General features: G+C 51.4%; 16 protein-coding genes and 1 pseudogene. 9 read left to right on the plus strand and 8 right to left on the minus strand.

The window, feature by feature from the left end; translation table 11 throughout:
• Positions 1 to 355: 355 nt before the first annotated feature.
• Positions 356 to 1,894 (plus strand): RNA-directed DNA polymerase, encoded by a 1,539-nt coding sequence (locus P4S53_RS04580; protein WP_337111591.1) that lies wholly within the window; start codon positions 356 to 358, stop codon positions 1,892 to 1,894.
• A 252-nt stretch (positions 1,895 to 2,146) separates the two neighbouring features.
• On the opposite strand, the gene P4S53_RS04585 is transcribed toward P4S53_RS04580, so the two are convergent.
• Complete coding sequence (locus tag P4S53_RS04585; protein ID WP_337111593.1) at positions 2,147 to 2,689, minus strand: GIY-YIG nuclease family protein; 543 nt, start codon at positions 2,687 to 2,689, stop codon at positions 2,147 to 2,149.
• 520 nt (positions 2,690 to 3,209) lie between these two features.
• Here P4S53_RS04585 and P4S53_RS04590 point away from each other — a divergent pair.
• The gene (locus P4S53_RS04590) at positions 3,210 to 3,509 is read left to right on the plus strand and encodes a hypothetical protein (protein ID WP_337111594.1); all 300 of its coding nucleotides are present in this window, start codon (positions 3,210 to 3,212) and stop codon (positions 3,507 to 3,509) included.
• Positions 3,510 to 4,351: 842 nt separating this feature from the next.
• On the opposite strand, the gene P4S53_RS04595 is transcribed toward P4S53_RS04590, so the two are convergent.
• Complete coding sequence (locus tag P4S53_RS04595; RefSeq protein WP_337111596.1) at positions 4,352 to 5,071, minus strand: helix-turn-helix transcriptional regulator; 720 nt, start codon at positions 5,069 to 5,071, stop codon at positions 4,352 to 4,354.
• A 52-nt stretch (positions 5,072 to 5,123) separates the two neighbouring features.
• Here P4S53_RS04595 and P4S53_RS04600 point away from each other — a divergent pair, with 52 nt between their 5' ends.
• Complete coding sequence (locus tag P4S53_RS04600) at positions 5,124 to 5,489, plus strand: VOC family protein (protein ID WP_120512535.1); 366 nt, start codon at positions 5,124 to 5,126, stop codon at positions 5,487 to 5,489.
• 81 nt (positions 5,490 to 5,570) lie between these two features.
• Here P4S53_RS04600 and P4S53_RS04605 read toward each other — a convergent pair whose 3' ends face one another.
• The 5 genes and pseudogenes from P4S53_RS04605 to bcsQ form a co-directional block, all read right to left on the minus strand.
• Positions 5,571 to 9,383 (minus strand): cellulose synthase subunit BcsC-related outer membrane protein, encoded by a 3,813-nt coding sequence (locus tag P4S53_RS04605; RefSeq protein WP_337111597.1) that lies wholly within the window; start codon positions 9,381 to 9,383, stop codon positions 5,571 to 5,573.
• A pseudogene (bcsZ, locus tag P4S53_RS04610) lies at positions 9,374 to 10,482 on the minus strand (cellulose synthase complex periplasmic endoglucanase BcsZ). Before bcsZ ends, P4S53_RS04605 begins: the two are co-directional and overlap by 10 nt.
• Positions 10,479 to 12,767, minus strand: a complete 2,289-nt coding sequence (gene bcsB, locus P4S53_RS04615) for a cellulose biosynthesis cyclic di-GMP-binding regulatory protein BcsB (RefSeq protein WP_337111598.1) — start codon at positions 12,765 to 12,767, stop codon at positions 10,479 to 10,481. Before bcsB ends, bcsZ begins: the two are co-directional and overlap by 4 nt.
• Before the next feature lie 3 nt (positions 12,768 to 12,770).
• Positions 12,771 to 15,392, minus strand: coding sequence for a UDP-forming cellulose synthase catalytic subunit (gene bcsA / locus P4S53_RS04620; protein ID WP_337111599.1), 2,622 nt, complete (start codon positions 15,390 to 15,392; stop codon positions 12,771 to 12,773).
• Between the two features lie 4 nt (positions 15,393 to 15,396).
• A complete protein-coding gene (gene bcsQ, locus P4S53_RS04625; RefSeq protein ID WP_337111600.1) occupies positions 15,397 to 16,182 on the minus strand; it encodes a cellulose biosynthesis protein BcsQ in 786 nt (261 codons plus the stop codon).
• A gap of 1,048 nt (positions 16,183 to 17,230) precedes the next feature.
• On the opposite strand from bcsQ, the gene bcsE reads away from it, so the two are divergent.
• From bcsE to P4S53_RS04645, 4 genes are all read left to right on the plus strand, one after another.
• Positions 17,231 to 18,427 carry a cellulose biosynthesis protein BcsE gene (gene bcsE / locus P4S53_RS04630; RefSeq protein ID WP_337112064.1) on the plus strand — a complete coding sequence of 399 codons (1,197 nt, stop codon included), beginning with the start codon at positions 17,231 to 17,233 and terminating at the stop codon, positions 18,425 to 18,427.
• Positions 18,424 to 18,570, plus strand: a complete 147-nt coding sequence (locus tag P4S53_RS04635) for a hypothetical protein (protein WP_337111601.1) — start codon at positions 18,424 to 18,426, stop codon at positions 18,568 to 18,570. Before bcsE ends, P4S53_RS04635 begins: the two co-directional genes overlap by 4 nt.
• Positions 18,571 to 18,592: 22 nt before the next feature.
• Positions 18,593 to 20,236: a cellulose biosynthesis protein BcsG gene (gene bcsG / locus P4S53_RS04640; protein ID WP_337111602.1), complete on the plus strand. Its 1,644-nt coding sequence runs from the start codon at positions 18,593 to 18,595 to the stop codon at positions 20,234 to 20,236.
• Between the two features lie 185 nt (positions 20,237 to 20,421).
• Positions 20,422 to 22,032 (plus strand): methyl-accepting chemotaxis protein, encoded by a 1,611-nt coding sequence (locus P4S53_RS04645; RefSeq protein WP_337112065.1) that lies wholly within the window; start codon positions 20,422 to 20,424, stop codon positions 22,030 to 22,032.
• Between the two features lie 59 nt (positions 22,033 to 22,091).
• Here P4S53_RS04645 and P4S53_RS04650 read toward each other — a convergent pair whose 3' ends face one another.
• Entirely contained in the window at positions 22,092 to 23,024 is a 933-nt protein-coding gene (locus P4S53_RS04650) for a hypothetical protein (RefSeq protein ID WP_337111603.1), read from the minus strand.
• A 625-nt stretch (positions 23,025 to 23,649) separates the two neighbouring features.
• On the opposite strand from P4S53_RS04650, the gene P4S53_RS04655 reads away from it, so the two are divergent.
• Positions 23,650 to 24,054, plus strand: coding sequence for a hypothetical protein (locus P4S53_RS04655; RefSeq protein ID WP_337111604.1), 405 nt, complete (start codon positions 23,650 to 23,652; stop codon positions 24,052 to 24,054).
• Positions 24,038 to 26,242 (plus strand): alpha-amylase family glycosyl hydrolase, encoded by a 2,205-nt coding sequence (locus P4S53_RS04660; RefSeq protein ID WP_337111605.1) that lies wholly within the window; start codon positions 24,038 to 24,040, stop codon positions 26,240 to 26,242. Before P4S53_RS04655 ends, P4S53_RS04660 begins: the two co-directional genes overlap by 17 nt.
• Positions 26,243 to 26,295 lie beyond the last annotated feature (53 nt).

Here is a 26,295-nt window from a genome sequence, read left to right on the forward strand (position 1 = left end):
CTCTGGTGTGGGCCGGGACGGTTGTAGGCGCTCCCTGCGCCGACAACCTAAAAATTCGTCCTGAATTTTTCCCTGTGCGGGATAGAATATCCCAATTTGTAACTCGTTTTTGGACAATTCTGAGTTACAATTTTTATTAAATTAGCTAACCATTAATTACCACGCTTATCAAAAATACCATCAAGCAAACAATAAGCCCTATTGACTTAACTACCTCATGATCTTTTACCTTCGTTGCCAGAGTGATTGAAGTCTAAAATTTTGAGCCAGAATCCGTTCTTGTGATGCAACTCAGGACATACCAATAGTATGAGTATTAAGCTATCTCGATATTTTTAAAGTTGAGAACATATTCATGACATTGATTACAGAAATGACGGCAGAAGAGGCTAAAGGTTTCTTCTTGAAGCATGAGAGCTATTGTAGCTTTTCGCTTCCAGTCTACTTTGACTTTGAGCCACTTTTAGATGCTGTAAGCAATTCGCTTGAAGCAAAACAGAACGGTATAAACGACATTGGTTACAAAAAAGCATGTGATCACGAAGGCACTAACTACACGTTACAGACAAATAAAGACGGGCACTATTCATGGCGTCCATTTGAGCTGATTCACCCTGCTATTTACGCTCACCTAGTTCATAAAATTACTGAAGAGGCAGAGTGGGATCTTTTGGTAAAAAGGTTCGGCGAGTTACAAGGCAATGAGAAGATTATTTGTGCTAGTTTACCCAGAGAGTCTGATGATGGGGAGACATCTGATACCGCTGAAACTGTAAATGGTTGGTGGCAAGAGGTAGAGCAAGAGTCTATCAACAAAGCACTTGAATATAAGTACTTGTTCACAACAGATATAGCCAACTTTTACCCATCGATTTATACCCATTCTATTCCTTGGGCAATTCACACAAAAGAAGTAGCAAAACCGATAAGAGACGTTAATGCTAACCTTGGGAATCGCATAGACCACGCTTTACGCCAAATGCGTTGGGGACAAACAAACGGCATTCCTCAAGGTTCTGCACTTATGGACTTCATCGCTGAAATAGTTCTTGGTTATGCCGATGAGATGCTTGGGGTGAAGTTGGATGACGAAGGGATTGTTGACTACCACATCATTCGATACCGCGATGACTACCGAGTCTTTACAAGCAGCAAGGAAGACGCAGAGGCGATAGCAAGACACCTCACGGTAATCCTTCAGGAGCTAGGGCTGCAACTTAATGCATCTAAAACTTCTTTATCAGAAGATATCATCTTCAACTCTATGAAGCCTGACAAACAAGAATCTCTAATGCTATTTGGGAAGACAGTATCAGCTACGACTATCCAAAAGACACTCTTGAAGCTCGCAATATTTTCCAGAAAGCACAAGAACTCAGGTCAGTTGCACAAATACCTTGCGAAGATAAATAAGCGCCTTGAGCGAACGAAGAAACTGAAAGAGGATGTTCGTCCTATAGTTAGCATCATCGCAGACATGATGATTCATAACCCAAGGACATTTGCTTCTTGTGCATTGGTCTTAAGTAACGTCCTTCAGTTCGTTGAAGATGATGCCGAGAAGATAGAGCTGCTAGAACTGGTTAAGAGTAAATTCGAACCAATCTTAGGGACAGGGATTCTTGATATTTGGTTACAGCGTATTTCTTACCATATCAATCCAGATATAGAGTATCGAGAGACACTCTGCGCCATTGTGTCGGACGTACACGACAAACCACATGAGCATGTCTGGAACTCGGACTGGATTACAGATAACAATTTCAAAGATGTCGTTTTGGCTACACCATTTGTTGACGAAGATAAACTGAATGAATGTGAGCCTGTAATACCTGAAGATGAGGTTGTTCTGTACCCTTATGACACCGATTTTGATGAAGACGATGATGAGTAGTTCGCTACCAACAAACTAAATCATAGAGCGAGCCTCCTCCAAGCATTGGGAGGAGGTTAAGTCTTGCCGTTTGCTTGAGTATTTGTAGTATTAGCTCATCTAATGCAAAACTTATTCGTCTGAAAAGCCTTTACAATGGCTCGTAACTTGATGTTTTGGGGCCAATCAGAGCTAACCCGTGCTGCTATCTCGAAGCTGGACAGAACCAATATCGTCGATGAATCAAAACTGACAGATTTCATTCCGACTAACTCAACTGAGGTTCCAGTTGGTACATCTCTCAAGGCCTACGATAATATAGTTAAAATGAGTTGTATTTTTTTTCATCGCTAAATTAAAATAGTGCTTACTTAACACTTCAGCAAAATCAACTTCACGATATTTGATCCCCCAATAGTCCCAGTCTTCTTCAATTAATTCGCTAATTGTATAGATGTAATCAGCGGCTAAGTCATATCCACCAAAAATTTGATGTGGGATCTCAAGTTGTTGCCTAGTTGGTAGGTTAATCTGATCTATAGCCATATCTTCGGTGACCAGATGGAAAAACTCTCTTTTGCCATTGACTCTATGCCCCGCCATGCGCCCATGTGCAATTTTTTCAGCTCGGCCCATATCATCAACAAGCCATAGTTGTTGAACATACATGAGTTCAGCAGTTCCTGTAGTATGAAGTTCCTGTCTGCGCCTAATAGGGTCGTTCGTCAAACCAATTTTTATTTCATTGGGGTTGGTAGCATTAACAAAAATGTAAATATATCCATGCTTCTGAAGGTCTTCTGGTAGTTTTTCCATGATGAACCTCTATTCATTACTACTGTAGGAACAAATATAAACTGGTAGTCTGAATCATTCCGTGATTAAACTCGATCTACAGTCAACACTAGTCATTCAGGTGTCTATTTCAGCCATCGTAATTCACCACTAATAAGTTATACTCTAGGGTAACTTTCTAGCTCGAAGTTGCCAATGCAACGATTCTTCTCTCTAACACATTTCGGGGCAATAACGAGTTGCAAGCCAAAACAGTGCCACTCTCCAAGGGAAAAATTCAGGACGAATTTTTAGGTTGTCGGCGCCGGGAGCGCCTACAACCGCCCCGGACCACACCAAAGAGCAAACAGGGCTTTCTGGGCACTCTTTGGCCCTACAAAGAGTGTCTGGCGCGTATCGCACCATGCCGAGAGAACCACCAGACTCAAGCGCGACATACCTCCGCCGAACCAAAATCCACCAGCCACAACACACCAAAGAACAACAAGGGCTTTCTGGGCACGCTTTGGCCCGACAAAGAGTGTCTGGCGCGCATCGCACCATGCAAAAAGAACCACAGAACCCAAGCGCGACATACCTCACCCAGCCTGAAAAGTCGCACTCGCTGCACGGGAATGACAGCTTGAAAATGTACATTGATGGCACCGCCAAAGAACAAACAGGGCTTTCTGGGCACTCTTTGGCCCCACAAAGAGTGTCTGGCGCGCATCACACCATGCCAAAAGAACCACAGAACTCAAGCGCGACATACCTCAGCCGTACCAAAATCCACCAGCCACAACACATCAAAAAGCAAAAAGAAACCCACTTCCCCAGGGAAAAATTCAGGACGAATTTTTAGGTTGTCGGCGCCGGGAGCGCCTACAACTGGCGCGCATCGCACCATGCCAAAAGAACCACAGAACTCAATCGCGACATACTCACCCAGCCTTAAAAGTCGCACTCGCTGCACTGGAATGACAGCTTGAAAATATACATTGATGGCACTTCCTAGGGAAAAATTCAGGACGAATTTTTAGGTTGTCGGCGCCGGGAGCGCCTACAACCGACCCGGCCCACACCAAAGAACAAAAGGGTTTTCTGGGCACTCTTTGGCCCCGCAAAGAGTGTCTGGCACGCATCGCACCATGCCAAATGAACCACAGAACTCAAGCGCGACATACCTCACCCAGCCTTAAAAGTCGCACTCGCTGCACGGGAATGACAGGTTGAAAATGTACATTGATGGCACTCCTCCAGGGAAAAATTCAGGACGAATTTTTAGGTTGTCGGCGCCGGGAGCGCCTACAACCGTCCCGGACCACACCAAAGAACAACAAGGGCTTTCTGGGCACTCTTTGGCCCCGCAAAGAGTGTCTGGCGCGCATCACAGCATGCCAAGAGAATCACAGAACTCAAGCGCGACATACTTTCTGTCTCACCTGAAATCGCTTATTTATCGTCCAAGTCACATTGAAGTAATCCCCAATCCAGGGAAAAATTCAGGACGAATTTTTAGGTTGTCGGCGCCGGGAGCGCCTACAACCGTCCCGGACCACACCAAAGAACAAAAAGGGCTTTCTGGGCACTCTTTGGCCCCACAAAGAGTGTCTGGCGCGCATCACACCATGCCAAAGGAACCACAGAACTCAAGCGCGACATACCTCCGCCGTACCAAAATCCCCAGCCGTCCCTTTGTGCACCCTAGCCCTGACGCAGTCTTAACTCCTTCTCCCGCCACGCCTGAAACAACCCATGACGCCGCTTTGGATAGGCCTGATCCATCATCATCGGATCAGCAATCAACTCCGTACGAAAGTGGCGAAAATCCTGCCGCAGTTCGCACCAGGCGGCGAGTATCCTGCCCTGGGCGAAATAGCCGATCGCAAACGGCCAGATCACCCGGGTGCTCTCCTGTCCGTCCGCCGCGCGGTAGCGAATGGCGAGTTTTCTTTCCCGCCGGATAGCCGTTCTGAACAGAGTGAGATCTTCCGTGGCAAGCGCATTCGTCGGGCCGACGCGCAGCGGGACTTCATTGGCGCCCTGCACCAGATCGGCGGGGAGCACGGCGGTGACTTTCGCCAGCGCGGTGTCGGCGGCACTGGCCATCGGCACATCGCCAAAGGCCGAGACCCAGCGGACACCCAGCATGATGGCGCTGATTTCATCTTCGGTGAGCATTAACGGTGGCAGGAAAAATCCCGGTTTCAGCACATAGCCGATGCCGGGTTCGCCCTCGATCTGCGCCCCCTGGGCCTGCAGTGTGGCGATATCCCGGTACAGGGTACGGATACTGATATTCAGCTCATCAGCCAGCCGCTGTCCGCTGACGGGCAGCCGGTGCTGGCGAAGAATCTGCAGTAATTGGAGTAATCGTTCGGTACGCATAGGCAACATGATACTGCCACTTTCTGACAGTGTCACGGGGTAAGCTCTGACTCTACCCAACGAGGATGAACACAAAAGGAAAGAGAAAATGATACCGAACCTATTGCTGCTGTATGTGAAAAACCCGGAAACAAGCGCAGATTTCTATCGCCAACTGCTTGGCCGGGAGCCTGTGGCTGCACTGCCGACTTACGTGGCGTTTGAGTTTGAAAACGGCTTTAACCTGAGTTTGTGGTCAGAGCAGGCACGCAATTTTGTCTCCGGCGGCGAGGGCCATCGCAGTGAATTCGCGTTTATGGTGCCGGATGACGATCAGGTCAAAGCGCTGTATGACCAATGGCAGACTGCCGGTGTCGTGATTGAGCAACCTTTGCATGACGCGGTCTTTGGTCTGACTTTTGTGGCACTGGATCCTGACGGGCACAGAATCCGGGTGTGTACACCGGATGAGTAACGACGACTGAAACTGTTCACAACAGGCGCATTTTCATGCGCCTGTTTTTATTTGTTCCAATCTGCGTGAAGGCCGCAAATCTTAATCAAAATCGCTGTACAGGCGGGGCACAGACGGCGGGTAGTCGATCGGTTGCCAGCGATCATTGAAGGTAAACCGGGTATAGAGCATCAAATGGTTTGGCTCGTAGAAATCTGAGCGCTGCAAGTCCAGGGCGACCCCGACATACCAGCGACTGCTGACCCGTTTTTCCAGCGCGCCTTCGAGCGAATAACCAAAGCCAAAGCCACCGCCTGTGTCTGATTCCCCATCCGACTGATAGGGCGCATCTTCTCTCGACCACGAATTGGAGACAGAAGCGCTGACCAGATACGACCAGCTGCTGTTGTAGCGGCCGTAGTAATTCACCGGCACTGACAACGACACATAGCGCTGCGGGCTGTAATACCCGCCGCTGCCCAGCGTGTACTCGCTCAGGTTTTTGTCGTAGTCAAAATACAGCAGATTGGTGCCGATACTGAAACGCTGCTCATCGGTGGCAATCAGTTTGTAATAGCCGCCGCCCAGCAGGGCCAGTCGGGTATTATCAGCCACATTTTCGCCGGTGATCAGATGATGTTGCACACTGCCCCAGAAACCGTACGGGCCGCCAATGTCCCAGCTGGCATTGAGTTTCACGCCAGTACTGACCACCCCGCCCCATTGTGTCCCGGCCGGATCGACAGAAGAACCAGATATAACTTGGGGCACACTCATCCCGGCATAGGACAGCACAGTGCTGGTTTCAGGCCGGCGCGATAAGGTGCCGGACACGCCGAAATCACCGATATCCCCCGCAAGCGTGACGCCGCCCACCCAGGCTGACTGGGCAAAACCCAGCGGTGTGGTGCCGATATCCGCCTGCCAGTTCTCTGCCTGCCAGCCAATGCCCAAGGCCAGCCCGGTCTCGCGGGCACGCAGCGTGTCGTATTGCGCATTGGAATTGGCAAACTTGTCGAAATAGTCCAGATCGCCGGAGTCGAGCGAGACATAATCGGCCCGTACCATCAGATGGCCGTCCCATTGTTCGATGGGGATCCGCGCTTCGATCGGCACCTGACTGGCCTTGTTTTCCCCGTCGCGGGCACTGTAATCCCAACCGATCATGAGGTGGCCGTCGCTGCGATCACGCAGACGATCGATGTCAGCTTTGACATTGCGGGTCAGCCAGTAATCGTCGGCCTCCTGATACAGCGTCCGCAAATCCGGTGATTGCACCTGCGCCGCCTGTGGATCCGGGCTTTTTTCAATGCGATCCGCGTTCAGTGCCTGATAGCCACGCTGCCCGGCCAGCGTCCACTGCTGATTTTCCATCGCCAGCGCCATGCTGTTGCGGTAATCCATCGCATCCGCGTCCGGCCGCTGATCCAGTAAGCGGTTCAGCGCCTTGGCTTTATCGTACTCGCCCTGGCTGTTCATCACAGGGGCGGCCAGCATGAGCTGTCTGGCCGTCAGCTGGGCGCGGCTGGCATAGAGTTGCTCAGACACCGGCTGATAAACTGCCGCATCCCCCAGCGCAGCACTGGTTTGTAACACCCCAAGCCGGGCCTCGGTGCGGTAAGGCTCAGGTGCAGGTTGAGCGTCACTGAGCACAGTCTGATAAAGCGCCTGTGCCCGGCTGTGCTGCCTCTGTTCAGTCAGGAGTTCTGCTTCGGCCAGCAAGCGCCGGGTGTTGAGCGCACCGAGTTCGGCCAGCGAAACAACGTCCCCTTGTTCCCCGTGAGCACGCGCCTGTCCCTGCTGCGCCAGCCACAGATCAAAGGCATTGAATTCCCCCAGCGCAATCATCAGCTCGCCATAGCCAAGCTGAGCATTCTGCGGCCAGGCATCATTCGGGGTTAACTGACGGTAGATTTTCTCAGCCTGCTGCCGCTCGCCCAAACCGGCCCAGATCGAACCCAGCCGCGCCAACACGGCGGGCTGACCGGCATACTGCTGCGCCAGCGAATGCAACTGCTGGCGCACGGCATCCGGGTTGGCCTGATAGCGGGCAGGCAGATCAGCCAGAGACTGATTCAGGCGCAGCCGCAGCAAGTTATTCTGCATCGCCTCGCTGCGCCGGGCAGCAGACACGCGCGACATAACGGCAACGGCCTCATCATCGCGACCGGCCTGGCTCAGGTATAAGCCGTAGGCAAACTGCATTTCGGGATCGCGGCTGTCGGCAGCCCATTGCTGCATCAGGGCATCCGCCCGGCTGCGCTGCCCGGCGGCGACTAAGGCATCGGCGATATCGCGGCGCTGCCAGGGCGAGGAGGGATTCAGCTGGAGTAATTGTTTGGCGAACCGCTCTGCGGCCTGCGTATCATTCTCTGCCAGTGCACGGCTCAGCTGTTGCACCACAAACTGGGTTTTCATCTCCAGTAAGGTGTCGCGGATTTGCCGCCGCTGAGCCGGAGGCAACTGCTCTGCAAAGGTAATCGCGGCTGTCAGTCCCTGACTTTCCCGTGTCAGGTTCACCAGCGCACGCACAGCCTGCGCATTGCCGGGATCACGCTGCAAGGCTTGCCGGTAGGCCTGCCCGGCGGCAGCAAATTTCTGCTGCTGCTGATACAGTTCTGCCAGTTTGAGATAGGCATAGGGTTCTGCGTCATTGACCGGGATGGCTTTGCGATAGGCGCGCTCGGCCTGACTCAGCTGGCCTTTTGTTCTCAGTGCATCACCTTCATCCAGAGATGCCCAGTAAGAAGAGGCCTCCACCAGCGATTGCCATTTGCTGACATTGTCCGGGTCCTCATCCAGCTGTTGTGCCTGTTTGAAATACGCCAGGGCTTTGCCCTGCTGGCCCTGACGCAGGTACACCATGCCCAGCCCGCCCAGGATCTCAGGATCGTCCGGCCGGGCAGTTAAGGCGTACTCAAGTTGTTTCTTGGCCTGCGGATAGGCTTTCTGATCGATCAGCGCCAGACCCTGACGCTTGGCCTGATAGGCGGGGTCTTGTCGCAAGGTCTGCTCGGTTTCCCAGCGCGCCTGGGCATTGCGGTTGGCACGCTGAATCGCGGTATCGGACGGAAAATAGCTGGCGACAATGGCATATTGCTCGGCCACTTGCGCCGAGATTGGCTGCTGATCCAGCGCCCTTAGCCAGGCATTGGCGGCCACGATGCCGATATCTGTACGCAGTGCCAGCTGACGGTAAGTCGCCAGAATCCAGGGATCGGCAGCATCGCGGCGGCGAATGTGGTTTGCCAGCGCCAGCTGAAAAGAAGGCACGCCGGGATACGCGGCATTGAGCTGCTCCAGCCCCTGTTTCACGCTTTCCCAGCGATCACTGAGGCTGCCTTCAGCCTGCAGGTATTCCAGCTGCAACTCGGCCGAGGGCATCCCGTTGGGAAACAGCGCATCATAGGCGTTCAGCGCTTGCTCATACCGGCCGGCCCGCACCAGTAATCTGGCCTGCTGCAAGTCGGCTTTTTTGCGGCCTTGAAGGGCAATCAGATCATTGAGCGCCTTGAGCTGCACCGACTGCGGCGCGCTGGCTTTGAGCTGGTTTCTGACTTCCTGCGCCTGCTGGAGCTGATTTTGTTTGATCAGCAGCCGCGCCTGATAATACAGACCATCCGGATGCTGGCTGTCTATCGCCAGTAATCGCTCCAGCGCACTTGCAACGATATCATCGCGACCTAAGGCCGTGGCCAGTTCAATCTGATTAACCAGAAACGCCACCGAATTGCTCTCCGGTATCACGGTCGACAATGTGGCCGCCGAGCCGACCGGCTGATACACCTGTTCAAGCTGCTGGGCTGTTAAAGGTGTGGTCGGCACAATACCGGCGTAAGCAGACAGGCTGATGGTGCCGGCACTGAGACCGAGCGCCATCAGAATACGGGTGTTTCGCGAGGCTGTTACTGACATCCTTTTTCCCATGCAGGCTCCAGTTCACCCTGTACGCCGAATCGATACCGTGCCTGATGCCAGCCTTGACCAAACAGCGCCAGCACATTGTCGTAATAATGATCGTCCCGGTGTGTCACGAGACCTGCCGCCGCCCGTTCGGCCTGCGCCTGCAACAGTTCGGTTTCCCCTGACGCAGCCAGCAAGGGCAGCAGGGCAGCGGAAAATCCGGCACTGCCCGGCGCCTGATACTGGCCCGTCTGGGTATTCACCGTGCGTGGCGGGGTCGACAAAGCCGCCGTGGCCGACACCATGGGCTGCATGGCCTTCACCAGTGCCGCTTTGTCTTTCGCGTCGTCGCTGAGCATCCCGGCCCATAAGTAAGTCCGAATGGCATTGTAGCTGCCCACAGGTCCGGTTTGCCGGTCAGCAAGATAGCGACCGTCTGCCAGCGTGGCCCAGTCCGGACTGAAACCTACAGGCATGGTGTCCAGAATCATGGCCAGACTGGTGCGATATAAGGATGTCCAATTGTACTGCGGATAAAGCTGTGCCATCCGGGCAATCAGCTGCAGCGGAAGATAGCTGGGATTGACCCGAAACTGGCCGTTTTCCAGCGCAAAACCCACGGTTCCCGGCAGCAGCACAGTGCCAAGGCCGTCGATCGTGATGGTTTCTTCGCGCAGGATCCGGCTGGCCATCAAATGCGCCAGCGACTGATAGTACTGGTTATTCCACAGACGGCCCGCTTCTGCCAGGCTGTACGCAATCCAGAGATCGGAATCCGAAGCCGGATGATCATCCAGCACGCCCCAGCCCCCGAGGGCTGTTTTCCCCACAGCCAGGCCGGCAAACGCGCCGTCAGATCGCCCCCGGCCAGCTGGCTCTGCGTCCAGTCCAGCATCGCCGCAAAGGCCGGTTTGTCATTGGCAACCAAAGCAAAGAACAAGCCGTATGACTGGCCTTCGGATGTGGTGATCCGGCGCTCATCACTGCCGTCTATCACACGGCCATCGACCAGATAGACCGATTTGAACGCTTGCCATTCCGGCCATTCACAGCGTGCGGCCAGGCTCTGGGCGCTGAAGATCAAGCCCAGCACAAGGATCAGGCTTTTCATTCATCTTCCCCGCTTCGTGCCAGTCTTCTGGCGGCAATTTTCCGCAGTACCCGCCACAGGAAGACAGTGACGATCACCACCAGCAGCACCGCCAGACAAGCAACAAGTACCGGATGGTTGGAGAAGTGATACCAGATCAATTTCAGCACCGGCAACTGGCCGACAAAATAATGCTGTCCGACGTGATAACTGGCCACTTCCTGATTACGCAAGATCACCACAGAGCCTGACATATGCTCCACTTTTCCCGAATCTATCAGAGCCTTATCGACCAGAGTCAACGCCTGTGGGCTGGCAGCCATGATCGCCACCAGACTGCGTTTTTTGCTGAACGGCGATTCCATGCCGGTGATGGCAGCAAACTGACCGCTGGCACTGACAGATACCAGATCAACAGCCTCCGGATTGTCAGACGCGCGATTCAGCCAGTTGTTACCTGATGTGGTTTCGTTACGACCCGGCAGTCGGATCTGGCGCTGACCGGACTGCAGGATCAGATTAACCTGATCAGGATGCCCAATCGCCTGGTTCAGTTCCTGCGCCACGCCAATGCTCAGGATATCCTTACCTTTCAGCGTGGCGCTGTCCCACTGATCTGTGAGTGAAACTTGAATGGCCGGGTATCCGGTGTCAGCCCCCAGCCGGCCCATGACATTCAAAAAGGTTTGCAGCACTTCAGGAGATGAAGCCGCTGGCAGGACCACGGCCGTGTCCGACAGATCGGCCATGCGGGTAAAGGGGAAGCCGGAGGTTGCAAAGGATCGCAGATTCGGCATCTGGATATAATGCGGAAAGCCACTGAAATCAATGGTTGAGTCACCGTCAACCACGGCATACTGTTTGCTGGGCTGGGTGATCTGGCAGTTCCCTTCCGTGACTGAGGCAAAGCCGAATTCGAAATCGATGAAATTTTTACTGCCCACTTTAAACGCCGGAATGCGTACCCGATCACTACCGCCCAGCAAGCCGTCATCCAGCAGCGGAACACGTACCCGTTTGGACTCACCGCCCTGACCGGCTGTGGTCAGGTTAAATGCTTCAACAAATTCGTCGTTGATCCCCAGCGTCAGCCGTGAGCCCGAGTTATCTTTGACGGGCGGCGAATACCGGTATTGCAGATCCATTGGGATACCGCGGCTCTGCCAGGTGAACAAATCCGGCGGGAGCTGAAAACTCAACCGCACCGGCGGTGGTGTGCGCCCCTCCACCTGCAACTGACTGCGCTGTTCCACCAGCTCAGTGAAGGCCACAGGTCTTGAGGTATTCACCCAGTTGGGCGCGTCATAAGGGGCGCGGGGTTTCACCTGGACCACCTGATTCACCTTGGCCATCGGCCCGGTTAACAACTGAGTCCCCAGTGCCAGCCCCTGCACCGCGGTATTGAGATCCTGACTGTCGCGGCCCTGCACCAGCAGCAGTTTGACATAAGGGTTGGTCGGGTGGGTAATCACCTGCAAATACGGCCCGTCGGCATCCGGGAAGTCACGCAGAAAATCGGGTTTGTTGTCATTGGTGACAAACACCACAGCATGCTGCTCTGGCAGTTGATCAAACAAGAGCGAAAATTGCGCGCCCCGCCAGCCCGACAGTGAACCGAAATGAGAAGCCAGCACGCCTGCCGCTTTGATTTCCGCCAGATCATAGTCCGATCCCAGAATGACCGGCAGAGTTAACTGACCAAAATCACGGGGATCAAAAAACGGTGCCGGCAAGACACTCAAATCGCTTTCAAGCCGGGTTTTCTGCACAAACAATTCAACCCGGCTGCTCTGGCTGATCTCCGCCCAGATACTGGCATCATTGGGGTTAGAGCAGGTTTTATGGGTGTTGCCAATCAGCTCAAACCGGATTTGGTTATAGTTACTGAAATAACGCGCGTCCATTGGCATAGACACACTGATTTTCTTGCCCTGTTGACCATCGGTGACCGGCACAACCCCCATCAGTTCGTTGTTCAGGTACACCTTAATATGCGACACCAGCGCCAGCAGCGCCGGAGAGGGCGTGACCTCGAAATGCAGGTTGGCTTTGGCAATCACTTCATCCAGACGCGAGCCAAAACCGACCGTGGCGCTGGCTTCACTGCCGTAAATGCCGATAGAACCATTAAAACCCAATTGTGAGAATGGCAGCGCCCGCTGGGTAACGGGTGAGAGCAGATGTGAAGGTGTCACCGTTCCGGCTGGATCGGTTTCAGAAACGGTGGCCTGCGCACTGGCCATTGCCGTCATACCCATACAGCTCAGTATGGCGGCCGCTATTTTTATTGTTTTGTTGATTTTCATTGTTTAAGCCCTGTTGGGGACATTACGGGGTCTCAGTGACCAAATCAGGTCACCAAAGATTGACACGCCCTGAGCCAGCGTAGCGACTGGCGCCGGGCTATGCTGAATCAGGCGGCGGTATCCGTTCCAGCCCACCTGAAGCACAGATTTCATACTCGACATCGGCTTATCCGACTGATAAGACTGCTGCCACTTCGCCCAGATGTCTGCTCTGGCAAATGTACATTGCACATACTGGATTTGCTGCTGTGTGCTGAGCTCAGTGAGCTGAAGCCCCAGCATGCCGTTGCCGGTAAAAGCGATGGTCGCCGGAAAGACATACGATTGCTGACCACGACTCAGCACCACTTCCAGTTTCTGATTCACCTGAACCTTCAGACGTTCACTGTCCCGCTCGCCCAGCTGAATCCGCAGGCCACTGAGGGAAAAATCTTTCATTTCAGCCTGCAGCAGGTGTCCGGATTTCAGCCTGACCGCCACCGGCATAGCCACGTCAACCCGGTGATCCCGGCGTATCTGCTTGGCCTCAACAGCTACCGCCACTGCCGCACCGAGGATCAGCAGGTTGTAGAGGGTCCAGACAATATTGACCAGCACGGTTGCGATTTCGTTATCCGGCCCCCACCCCAGCCGGTAAATCCCCATGCCGAGTCCGATGATATTGAGCAATACCAGCACCAGATATGGCCGGGAGATCACCCAGTCATAGTGAGATTCTTTCACCAGTCCGCCCTTGGCGGTCACATTGAACTGCCCTTTATGGGGTGCAAACAGTGCCACTGTGGTCGGGCGGGCGATATACCAGGCCAGAACGGTTTCATACACTTCGCCCCAGAATGAATAGCGAAACTCTCCCTGCATCCGGGAATTGGTCATGCTGGCATGCACCATGTGCGGCAGCACGTACAGAATGATCGCCAGCGCCGGTGCATAAATAATAAAAGAATGCAGCACCAGAAACGCCAGTGGTGCGGTCAGGAAGATAATCCTCGGAATGCCCGACAAAAAATGCAGCATGGCATTGGCGTAACACAAACGCTGTGACAGTTTGAGTCCTTTGCCGGTCAGCGGATTATCGACCCGGAAAATCTGCGCCATGCCCCTGGCCCAGCGGATCCGCTGGCCGACATGTGCCGACAGCGTTTCCGTCGCCAAACCGGCTGAAAGCGGTTGTTTCAGATACGCCGAGTGATAGCCCAGCCGATGCATCCGCAGTGAGGTATGCGCATCTTCGGTGACTGTTTCCACCGCAATGCCACCGACTTCTTCCAGTGGCCCACGGCGTAAAATAGCGCATGAGCCGCAAAAGAAAGTGGCATCCCACAGATCGTTCCCGTCCTGAATCAGGCCGTAAAACAAGTTGCCTTCATTGGGCACGTTGCGAAAATTAGCCAGATTACGTTCAAACGGATCCGGCGAGAAAAAGTGGTGCGGTGTCTGTATCAGCGCCAGTTTCGGATCTTTCAGAAACAGACCCATGGTCAGCTGAAAAAAGGCTCGGGCCGGGATGTGGTCACAGTCAAAGATGGCCACATATTCTCCCTGGGATCGTTTCAGGGCATAGTTAATGTTGCCCGCTTTGGCGTGCTCATTGGTTGGCCGTCGCAGGTAATGTACCCCCACTTCCCGGGCAAAATCGCGGAAACTGTCCCGCTTTCCGTCATCAAGAATATAAATATTCAGCTTATCCTTTGGCCAGTCGACCCCGAGAGAGGCATACACTGTGGCACGCACCACATCCAGATCTTCATTGTAAGTCGGTATCATGACGTCAATTGTAGGCCAATCTTTGGTCTCTGGCGGCAGTGCAACCGGTTTTCTGTTCAGCGGCCAGATATTCTGAAAATAACCTAAAATCAGCACGATCCAAGAATAGGTTTCTGCCAGTAACAATAATACGCCCAGCATGAACGCCAGAGGGTCGTCCCAGTTCAGTGTGGATGAATAGCGCCACCACAGATAGCGGCAGGAAGCCGTGACCGACAGGATGATCAGCAACAAGGTTGGAAAATGGCCGGGCATCCGCCGGCACATCATGGCCAGTGTCCAGAGTAATAAGACGAAAACCATCTGGGCTTCCAACCCGAACGGCACGGTAAAACAGATCAGGGCCAGCAAGACCACAGCGATCAGCAGCAGGATATTAATCATCCGCCCGGTGTTGGTTTCTCTTAATACCGCGTTGAGATCTTCTGTGTCGGCATCGGTCGCTTTCTTTTCCAGCCATTGAATAAGCCCGGAAATGCGCCCCAAGGGTAAATAGAAAATGGCTTTCACGCGGCGGATCAGTTGACGGGTTCCCGTTTGCAGCTGGGCTTTCAGATGACCCGGCGACTGTGGCCTGACACAGAGCAGCCACAGGCTCTGCAGCACAAAGCGCACAGGATCCAGCAATGTGGGGGAGGCAAAGTTGATGTGCGGGTAATAAATCAGAGGCAGACGCCATGCCGGTACGCCGGCAATCTGCGGCTTGAGACACACAAACGCAAAGGTAAACCACAGCCCGAGTATGAGATTTCCCATGCGGGAGACAGGTGTATTTCGCTCGCGCTCATAAGCAAGCTTTTGCACTTTGAACTGCTCAATAACCCAGGATTTAAAAATCAGATTTAAGGTGCTGAACATAGACTCAGGAAACGCACTGGATGGCTGATAATTGCGACACGCACCAAAAGGCGAGTGACTGGTAATCTTTTGCCGCCTGGCTGGTTGGTGAAAACTGCTGCACCGTGGTCAGGTTTGCCACACTGTCCATCAGAGCGATATCTCGGTGTAACAGAACCGGTGACATATCAGCATCAAGCTCTTTTTTCATCACCAGCATGAAATCGCGGCTGATCTCAGTTTCTGGCTGATATTGATTGAGCACATAACGCACTTTGGCTGAGACAGGCGCATCGTTAAACACAGTCAGGGTCTCAGAGACATCTTGCAGCACGCTGTAACAGGCAGCGTCCGGTGTTAACACCACCAGCACGGCATCAAAAAAATACCCGAAGGATTCATCTTCCAGTATCGCCAGATCTGACGCCGCCAAATGTACCAGTTGCCAGTGATCCTGATTGTCACCGAGGTCAACCCGCCCGAGTGCTTCTAGGATCTCGGCAAGATAAGGGCCGCGATTCGCCTCAAACTGCCGGGCGTTCTGTAATGACAATTGGCCAAAAGGCAAAAATGTTACACCATTGGGACTTTCAAAGCCGGCCGATTGCCAGTCGGTGTTTGCACACATGTGGCTGGCCCACCCTTCAACGCTGGAGAGTGGTAAACCAAAGTGTAAACGCAGCAAATTGGCCGGGACAGCATCCACAACCAGCACATTTTTCTGCACTTGTACGAGCGCCTGTGCCAGATTGGCTGTGACTGTGGTCGCCCCGGCACCGCCACGCAAGCTGAGGATCCCGATCCTTTTCATGCCATATCGGCCTGGCTACTGTTTTCCATGTTCGTGCGCCTTGTCCCGTGAGGTGATTTTTTACTTTTTAATATCAACCACTTGTTTTTAATTTTTGAATAATTTTCACTTTCGTTCAATTCAACATAATCATGATTTGTCATGTTGTAAGATGCATAAATTGCATCAACATCTTTCGCAGGCATTACCACAATAATTCACCACTACTTCATCGAATTTATCAATGCCGTTCATACATATTGTATTTAAGTACATAATTTTTAAAGAAACAAACAGGTGCTAACATTTATTACACTTTTGCCTTTTCATTCTTAACATTCAGTCCACAAAAAATAAAAAACCGATTCAATAAACTTGATGCGTGTGACTCACACGCTTCCTGATACAACCGGAAAATAATGATAATATTACAATTAATTATGTGTGCCTTTCAGTTCATAATCAAATGTCATCATCAATGCATCGGCCACATGCCAAGAGAACAGTTCTTTATAGATTTCAGTCTTTACCAAGATACATCAGACGAATGATTCGACATTTTGGGTAAATTCTATATGATCTGATTATATTAGTAACATCTTTTCTGTCGCGATCTTACGGTGATGGTACCTCTGAAAGCGTTAAACAGCAGGGAAAAGTGCCGATAGCGAGCAACTGGTATTTTATATGTCTACAAATCCGGACTTTACACACTTTGTCGAAATAAACAATTTTCCGTCGGTTTATGTGACTCTTTTTGACCAGAAAACCATGGCAATCGATTATCTGACAGCCATCTTGAAACAGAATCAAAACAATGGCTTCACTTGTTTTACAAACAAAGATAACTTTTACTCAGGTCTGAACGTTCAAGAAAGCGTTCAGCTTTCAGCGACATTAAAGGAAAAGTGTCAAAGAACCTTTTTCTGAATCAGAATAAAACCAAAAATGGTATCCATTTTCATTTGCTGCTGGATGATCTCATCAAATTAAAAGTGGTAAAGCACTCGCTTGCTATCCTTTTTGTGCCGGATATATTTTTCACAAATATTAATAAAAAAATCTCACTATTGTTTTAAAAATGCTTCATAAATACGCTGCTGACCATGAGCTGGCGATACAGCTCATGGTGTACGGCTCTGTCACCTCAACCGCATTAAAACCGGCATTACTGTCACTGAACCGCTATCTGGCAGGGCTGGCCGCGATGGGAATGATCAGTGACAACAAATACAGCTACCATGTGCATTTCTGGGCAAAATCAGACGGTATTCAATCAGATAAAAAGTTTGTTGTGCAAAAAACGGCCCCGGGTGTGCTGACTGCGGTGCCGATGTCCCCCACCAGTATAGCGACATTCAGCAGCCAGGATGACACGACTCTGATTGTGATGAGTCATGCTGTGCTGGATGAAGACATCCCACTGCCTGCGCATGTTCAGCTGGCAGCGAACAATGCAGAGATCATCCGTGATTCAGCAATACCGCATTCAGCGACATTGATCTTGTCCTGTCAGTCGCCGGAGGAGATCCGCCAGCTGGCTGTCGACTGCCTGCATTTACGACAGCAAGCCGGCCCGAAGCTCAAAATCATCATCAGAGAAGTCAGACAGTGTCTGCGATATGCCGATGAGACTTTCCTGCTGCGCGCCGGCGTAAATCTGATTGTGCCTTATCATCTGCCCTTCCTCAGAATGATGAGCCAGGTTGATGCAATACAAGGGCAACGCATGACGCGCTCACTGCCGGACAATACGGAAGAACTCTTGTTACATGACCCGAACTACAATGCACGGGGGTATCTGGATAATCAGACATTTATCCAGTATTGCCATGCTGTAATGCAGCAATTGACCTCCCCGCGACTGGGTGTGGTATTGATTAAACTCAAACTGCTGTCCGGCATGCAGCCGGAGGAGTGTCTGCGGCTGTGCCATATCCGGCGTGATGGCGATGTGATTACTGCCTGCAACCATGCCTTGTACGTTCTGTTCAGTGCTATTCGCCAAACCGATATCCATACCGCACTGAATCATATTTTTGATGTCCCGGTCCGGGATCTCTTCCGGACCGTTCATGTCATCAGTGCACACTATGAGCTGGAAAAAGAGCTGGAAGTGGTTGGCAAAGAAGCTTTACCGGTTTCGGCAGAAATCAAGAAAATCACCACAGAACCGGCGATTTTTACAGTAAAAAGCAACGCCGAGGATGAGATGGCGACCCTTTTTGCCACCCCGAAGCGCATTCGATTAACAGGTGAATCATGAACATTGATGATTTTCTGCTCACCGCAGGGTTAAGTCTGATCACAGGTATGGTACTGGGTTATTACCTGCGCCAGCTGATCGCGCTGGGCAAGCGTTTCCATCACAGGTTTATCAGGCGCTCCCGCTACTTTGAACAAGACTGAATCTTTCAACTAAGCAGAGACTATGACGATTACACGCTTTTCTCATTCATCACAGCAGGTTCAAGGACTGGGGTGGTGGAATGTTTATTTCATTGCCAAATTCGCCCTGTATTTCCAGGGGACGATTGATTTCCACCCGCTGGAAAACGTCGTGCTGGCCCTCTTTCTTTTGCTACCGCTGCGCTCGCGTCTGCTGGCAACGGTCAGATTCGTCCTCGCTGTGCCTGCTGCGATCTGGTTGCTGCACTACGACTCTTTTCTGCCGCCTTTAGATCGCCTTTGGGGGCAAATGAATCAGTTGATGCATTTCGAATGGCGTTATCTGTTTGAATTGGCTGGCCGTTTTGTCTCTTTCCAGGCGATATTGGGCCTTTTTGCCGTCTGTATCGGTTATTACCTGCTCAATCGTTTTTTACGCATATCCGTGCTGGTGATGGCGGCGATGTTGTTTTTCAGTCTGCCCTCCAGCCAGATACCGCCTGTCATTGCGGATCAGGGAACGGCTGATAACACGACCCCGATCACCCAACCCGCAGGCAATGTAAACACAACGGCTGCCAACGTGCCGGCGGGCACGGACGATGCCTCGCTGAATCAATACGTCTCTGAGTTCTTTTCTCGTGAAGCAAAGCGGCAAGTGCTGTTTGATGACAGCGCTGTTCAGGCTGCGCCATTCGATATTCTATTTCTGAGCATCTGCTCTGTTGCCTGGGACGATATTGATATTGCCGGGCTGGAAGATCATCCCTTGTTTAAAGAATTCGATGTCCTGTTTGATCAGTTCAATGCGGCGACTTCCTACAGCGGGCCTGCCGTGATCCGTCTGCTGCGAGCCAGTTGCGGGCAGGAAAACCACAGCCAGCTCTTTGCGGGCGCACCGTCTGAGCAGTGCTACCTGTTCGAAAACCTGAAACAATTGGGTTTTGAAGAAAATCTGGTGATGAACCACGACGGGGTTTTCGACAATTTCCTCGAGTTAATTCAAACCGAAGGGAATGTCACGGCAGATCTGATGCCGCAAACAGATTTTTCCCCCTACCAGAAGTCGTTTGACGGTGCGCCGATCTACCGCGACAAAGATGTCTTGAATCACTGGTGGCAGCAGCGCCAGCAAGCAGGCAGTGACAAGATCGTCGCGCTCTACAACACCATTTCTCTGCATGACGGCAACCGGATCATTCACGGCAATCAATCCACCGGACTGGTGAGTTACACATTGCGGCTGAAAAATCTGCTGGACGATCTGTACGTCTTCTTCCAGTCGCTGGAGCAATCGGGCCGGAATATTGTGGTGGTGCTGGTGCCGGAACATGGCGCCGGCATGAAAGGCGATCGGATGCAGATCACCGGCATGCGTGAAATTCCGTCACCGTCGATTGTGCATACGCCTGTTGGCTTAAAAGTCTTTGGCAAAAACATCGTCCGAACCGGTGAGACAGCCCGCGTGACAGCACCGTCCAGCTACCTGGCGTTATCTCAGCTCATTGCCAATGTCTTAGAACAAAACCCGTACCAGAGCGGCAGCTTTGACCCTGCCTCACTGATCAGCAACCTGCCTGCAACACCCGTCGTCGCTCAGAACGAAGGCTCGACTGTCATCAGGATTCAGGGCAAAAACTATGTCACCCTGGATGGCAGCAACTGGTCTGAATACCCGGCGAAATAACCGCCGTCACTCAATGGCTTTTCCACACCCCAACCGGGGTGTGGAAGTGATCACAGCAGGTTGAACGGCAACAGCGTGACTTTCAGTCATTTGCATAAAAAATATTATAAATAAAGATATTCATATCTTTTCTAACCATGCAAAATATCGCTTTAATACACTTTGGGCATCGCTCCTACATCCATATGAAAAAAAATATATTTACAAAACTTCTCGCCGTCCCTGCCACTTTGTGTGTTCTCATGTTCGTACTTTTCTGGAATCAAATGTCTGGAAATAAACACACATTGAATGCAATGAACTCAATCTACCTTGATCGTGTCATTCCTTTGCAACAGTTAAAAACAATTTCTGATGCCTTTGCGATTGATATTGTCGATGCATTCAACAAATGGAATATCGGTATGCTTTCTCAGCAGGAGCTGGAAGTCTCCGTGTTAAGGGCGAAGGACATCGTGGCAGATACTTGGGACAGTTATCATTCAACCAATCTGACGGCTGAGGAAAGCGACATATCAGGAAAGTTGACGCACGATATCAATACAATCAGGCAAGATCTCGCGACACTTTTACAAGAGGCAGCCAATCAGCCTGAGGCTAAAGATCAAATTGTTCACCGTGTCTACAATCTTATAGAACCTCTCTCCGACCAAATAGACAACTTAATTAAAATTCAGATCACGACTTCGGGACAGGTATATCAATCAAGCAAAAATAATTATGCGTCAGATATACAGCTGGGGATCGCACTGCTTATTGCTGCCTGTATGACCGGGTTCATTTTTTCATTCTGGATCATCCGTAAAGAATTACGTGTACTGCCTGAAATTACGGAGAGTATTCAAAAAATGTCTGACGGTGACTTTACACCGCGTACAATGATGAAAGCCAATAATGAACTTGATTTAATATCGTCATCCCTGTCTGCACTTCAGCAAAGTATTTTCAGTATTATACAATCCTCTGATGGTATTCAGGAGCAGTTGGCCGTAAACCAGGTGCAAATTTCGACTGTCATACACAACAACTCTGAAAATGCCCAGCGTGAATTATCTGAAATAGAACAAGTCGCAGCTGCTGCCACAGAACTGTCTTCAACCGCGTCGGATGTTGCCCGCAACGCGCACTCGGCGGAAACGGCAGCGATTGAAGCGATCACCATCATCAACGCCAGCTCAAGTACGCTGCAACGCTCCGATTCTATTGCTGAAAGTGTCAGTGACTCCATGAAAGAATCTGCACGAATCATCAACGAATTAAGAGATCATTCAGAAAAGATAAGCTCAGTGGTTGATGTGATTAACAGCATATCAGAGCAGACCAACCTGCTGGCGCTCAATGCCGCGATTGAAGCTGCCCGTGCCGGAGAACAAGGCCGGGGGTTCGCGGTTGTTGCCGATGAAGTCCGTGCACTTGCTGCCAAAACACAAAAGTCGACCATCGATATTCAAACAATCATCAGCCAGCTTCAGGAACAATCCAAACTTGCAGATGAACACATGAAACTCAACACAGACATGGTTTCAGAGTCTCAGATCATTACTCAGGCTTTGTCTGATGCATTTAAAACGATTTCAGAGCAGGTTGGACAAATTTCGGACGTCAATGCGTTAGTCGCTACCGCCTCAGAAGAACAATCTTCTGTCACGAATGATATCTCTCACAGGCTGGAAGAAATCAGCCAAATCGTGCAGAAAAACTCTGAGAATGCCAGCCAGACGACACTGGCAAATAACGATATTTCGGCGTTAACACAACGCCTCAGAAAAGAAATGGCTTTTTTTAAAGTCAGATAACATACAGCTCAGGCCCGGCTGCGGGCCTGAGCTATTAATAAATCACTTGCTTGTCACGTTTAAAGAGGCTGACATCTTGGGCATGGCGGTTTTGGTGTGCCCGGCACTCTCACATAACCTAAAGACATACCATCGGTATATTTTCCGTCAGACAAAGTCACACTGACACTATTTATACCTGGGTTCGCTGGTGTAACACTAATCGTTTTAATGCCCTTCAATGCACTCAGGTTCACTGATGCCGAGGCAGTCTGGCCATATAAATCATCCCGGACATGAATAATCAAGCGGGCATTCACGCTGGTATCCTTCGCAGCCGTTGAATATTTATCAATCAAATACTCTATATTTGCCTGTACTTTACCCGAGGAATGTGTGGCATTTCCACTGACAATTCTTGGCTTTTTCTGTACCCAGACACCTTCAGCCGAACACATACCGCCGGCACGGTTTATCCAGACTAAACCGTATCCGTAAGTGCGTGAAAATTTCATATTCAGATAGGAGTTCGCATCCAGATTTGATTTATCTTTGCCGACATAACCGAACTCTGAATTGTTGAAATGCACGTTAGCATAACGATCAAATAAGTTACCTTTAGCGCGGAACACTTCGTCCTGAACCACATGTTTTGGCACTTCTACCCGCAAATAGTCAAACGAGTTGAAAAGGTTAATCAGCGACTCAAAAAAGTTGGCATATTCTTCCTGATTATAATCCGTTTGATCCGGGTTAGAAGGATCAGGGTAGGTTTGCGGATCGTTGTAAATATTGTAACCACTCTCCACGGCACCCTTCACATCTTCTGATTTAAAATCATATGATTTGACTCGTCCGTATTCGCAGCCAGAGGGTAAATCAAAGTTACGTGCCTGAGTGCTCACTGAAGTTGCCGCTAATGCTAAAGCAGCAACAGTAAGAGCGTATTTTTCTTCATTGTCGTCATCCTTGTTATTGATCTCTATGGGTGTTGCACTACCAACAGTGCGCACACAGGTGCATGTGCAACTCATTCATATAACGGGAGTTGGCAGATTTAGACAATGAGGAAAAGATAAACATGAGACACAGGAATAATATTTACTCATAAACCTTGCATATCAATGTGATCAGTATCATTTGCGGGCACAAGCAAAGATAACCAGCTACACGGTTTCCTGTTGTATTTCCTCACGATTGAATGTCAGACGACTGCTGCTGTTTTGATACCACAATAAAACCAAGGACAGTGAAACGGAAACTGAATTAACAATCAGCTGAAACGACCAGAGAGTGACAAACATTGAGTACGAGAAAAACCCGCTGCAGGCGCAGCCCCGGCAGAATAAGAAAGATCACCGAGCGGAGAAGATCCCCTTCAGGGCGTAGCAAAGGGGGCGTAGGCAGGGGCTGAGATAACAGGATCACAGTTCAATTTTTTCTTGCCATACAATGAGTTAATCGGTTCACATTTCAATTCAATTTCACCGGAAACGGCATTTTCAGCGTTATTTTTTGTGCTATTTACAACTCACCTGACGGGTTGAAATCGCACCGTCAGCGAACAAATAACCCTCAACAATAACGCGATCCGTTCAGAGAGGATGTCTCCCATAAGGACGGCAAAAGGAAATTGAAATGAGAACCTTACCTACGCTTATTGCAGGTGCGGTGCTGATCAGCGCCCCCGCACTCGCCGACTGGCACTTCCGGGGCACCCCGAATCAGTGGAACGCGGCAGCAATGACACAGATAGCGACCACTCACTATCAAACCTGTCAGACGTTTCTGCAAGGGGATGCGACAGGCGGCCCGCGGTTTAAAATCGACCGTTACGGCGACTGGCAGGAAAGTTATCCCGCCGGCGATTACACGGTTGGCGGTGATCAGAGCTACCGGATCGACTTTGACAGCGACAGCCAGACGATACTCACCCCCTGTGGCCAGTTGCGACAGCTCGTCTCTGGCGCAGAACTTCCCGGCGCTGTACTTTCGCGGTACGGCAAATCAATGGGCTGCAGCGCCAATGACCCTGGTCGATGACAATACCTGGTCGCTGTTGGTTGATTTTGACGGACAAGCCAACCAGCGTTTTAAATTTGACCTGACCGGAGACTGGTCGCAGAACTATGGCGACAATCAGAATGACGGCGTGCTGGATGCATCCGGTGATGACATTGAGACCCAGGTCAGCGGCGAATATTTAGTCACGGTGAACGACCAGACGCTGAACTATACGCTGACGCCCGTGAATCCATGCACCTCAGATTGCACCCCGCTTGCGACGCTCGGCGCACAGTATCAGCCTGATCAAACCACTTTTTCGATCTGGTCGCCGGATCACAGCGATGTCACTGTGACTGTGAACGGGACCGAATACCCGCTGAGTAAAGTGAGCGACGCCAACGGCTACACAGATATCTATCAGGTTGACGTCAGCGGCGATCTGCACCTTGCCGAGTACACCTTTAAAATCAATGGCATTCCGGTGCGCGATCCCTACGGCAAAATGGCAACACCCGGCACAGGAGACAGTGAAGCCGTCAATATTGTGATGGACATGTCCCGCACGGCGCCTGCTGGCGGCTGGGCTGAGCGTCCTGCACTGGTAAACCGCGAAGATGCGGTGATTTATGAAGTGCATGTCCGCGACTTCACCATCGATGCCAGCGCTGGCGTCAGCGCAGACAAGCGCGGAAAGTTCCTGGGCATGGTTGAAAGCGGCACCCGCTACAACGGGCTGAAAACGGGCATAGATCACTTAGTTGATCTGGGCATCACCCACATTCAGTTGCTGCCCGTCTATGACTTTGCCACCTGCGACGGACTCCCGGACAGCGATCCTTGTTACAACTGGGGCTATGATCCGCGCAATTACAACGTCCCGGAAGATCGCTATTCACAGGTGCCGACCGATTACGAGGCGCGTGCCAGCGAGTTTAAAACCATGGTGAATGAGTTCCACAAAGCCGGAATCCGGGTCATCATGGATGTGGTCTACAACCACACCTACGCCAAAGAGATGTTTGAAAACATCAGCAACCGCTATTACATCCCCACGGATCTGTCCGGCACCGGCAATTCCATTGATGCCGACCAGCCGATGGTCAGCCGCATGATTCAGGATTCACTGGCTTACTGGGTCGATGAATATGGCGTTGATGGTTTTCGTTTCGACCTGATTGGCATTTTCTCGTATCAGGAAGTAGAGAAATGGGGACGCGCGCTGAACCAGCAATTCCCGGATCGCAATCTGCTGCTTTACGGTGAACCCTGGAATGGTTACGCCAGCGATCCGAAAGAAGCACAACGAGTGCGCTACGGCACCACGCATCACATGGTGCAAGAGCATGTCGGTGTGTTCAACGGCGCCTATCGTGAAGCCCTGAAAGGATCGAACGATGATACCCGGACCAGCTATATGTTCAACAATCTGGACAGCGCCGATGCGGGCTGGTCTGTCTACGATGGTATGCGCGGTTCAGCGTACGATCCCAATGACAGCCGCAACAGCACCTGGTTCAGAAACTTTGCCGCCGATCCCGAGCAAAGCATCAACTATATTTCTGCCCATGATAATTTCGGGCTGTGGGATAAGGTGTATTTAAGCCTGTCGGGCAATGTTGTCCAGAACAGCTCGCACCAGATTCTCAGCCTGACGCCGCCGGCCAGTCTCGATCATGCCAAACGTGTGGTGAATTTTGGCATGGGCATGGTGCTGACCAGCCAGGGCATCGGGTTTGTTCATGCCGGGGACGAGTTCTTGCGGACCAAAACCGACCACGAGCAAATGAATGATCCGGATGCCTGGAATTTCGGCGCACACGGCGGGACCCACAATACCTACAATGCGCCGGACAGCTTTAACAGCATCAAATGGCAGCGCCGAGCTGACAATGCGGCCACCTATGATTACTTCAAAGCACTGATCGCGCTGCGCCGCAATCACCCCGGTTTACGTATGCCCTCTAACCAGGATATCGCCAATTACCTCACGGTCTCCCGACCCGCTGAGTTTGGCGGGCAACTGGTCACCGGCTATATCACTTACCCGCAAGACACGCATCACCTGTTTGTGGTGTACAACAGCGGCAACAATCAGACCATCAGCTTGCCTGCGGGCGACTGGACGCTGGTTGCCGATGCATCAGGCGCCCGTCATCAGACTGGGTTATCCGGCAGTGTGGTGGTTGAAGGCACTGCGGTGACTGTGTTTACCCAACCCCGTTAATTACCTTGGTGCGTGTCCCTGAATGAAGGGTCACGTATCCACAAACAAACAAA

The sequence above is a fragment of the Photobacterium sp. Hal280 genome, assembly GCF_037162255.1.
Taxonomy (GTDB): domain Bacteria; phylum Pseudomonadota; class Gammaproteobacteria; order Enterobacterales; family Vibrionaceae; genus Photobacterium.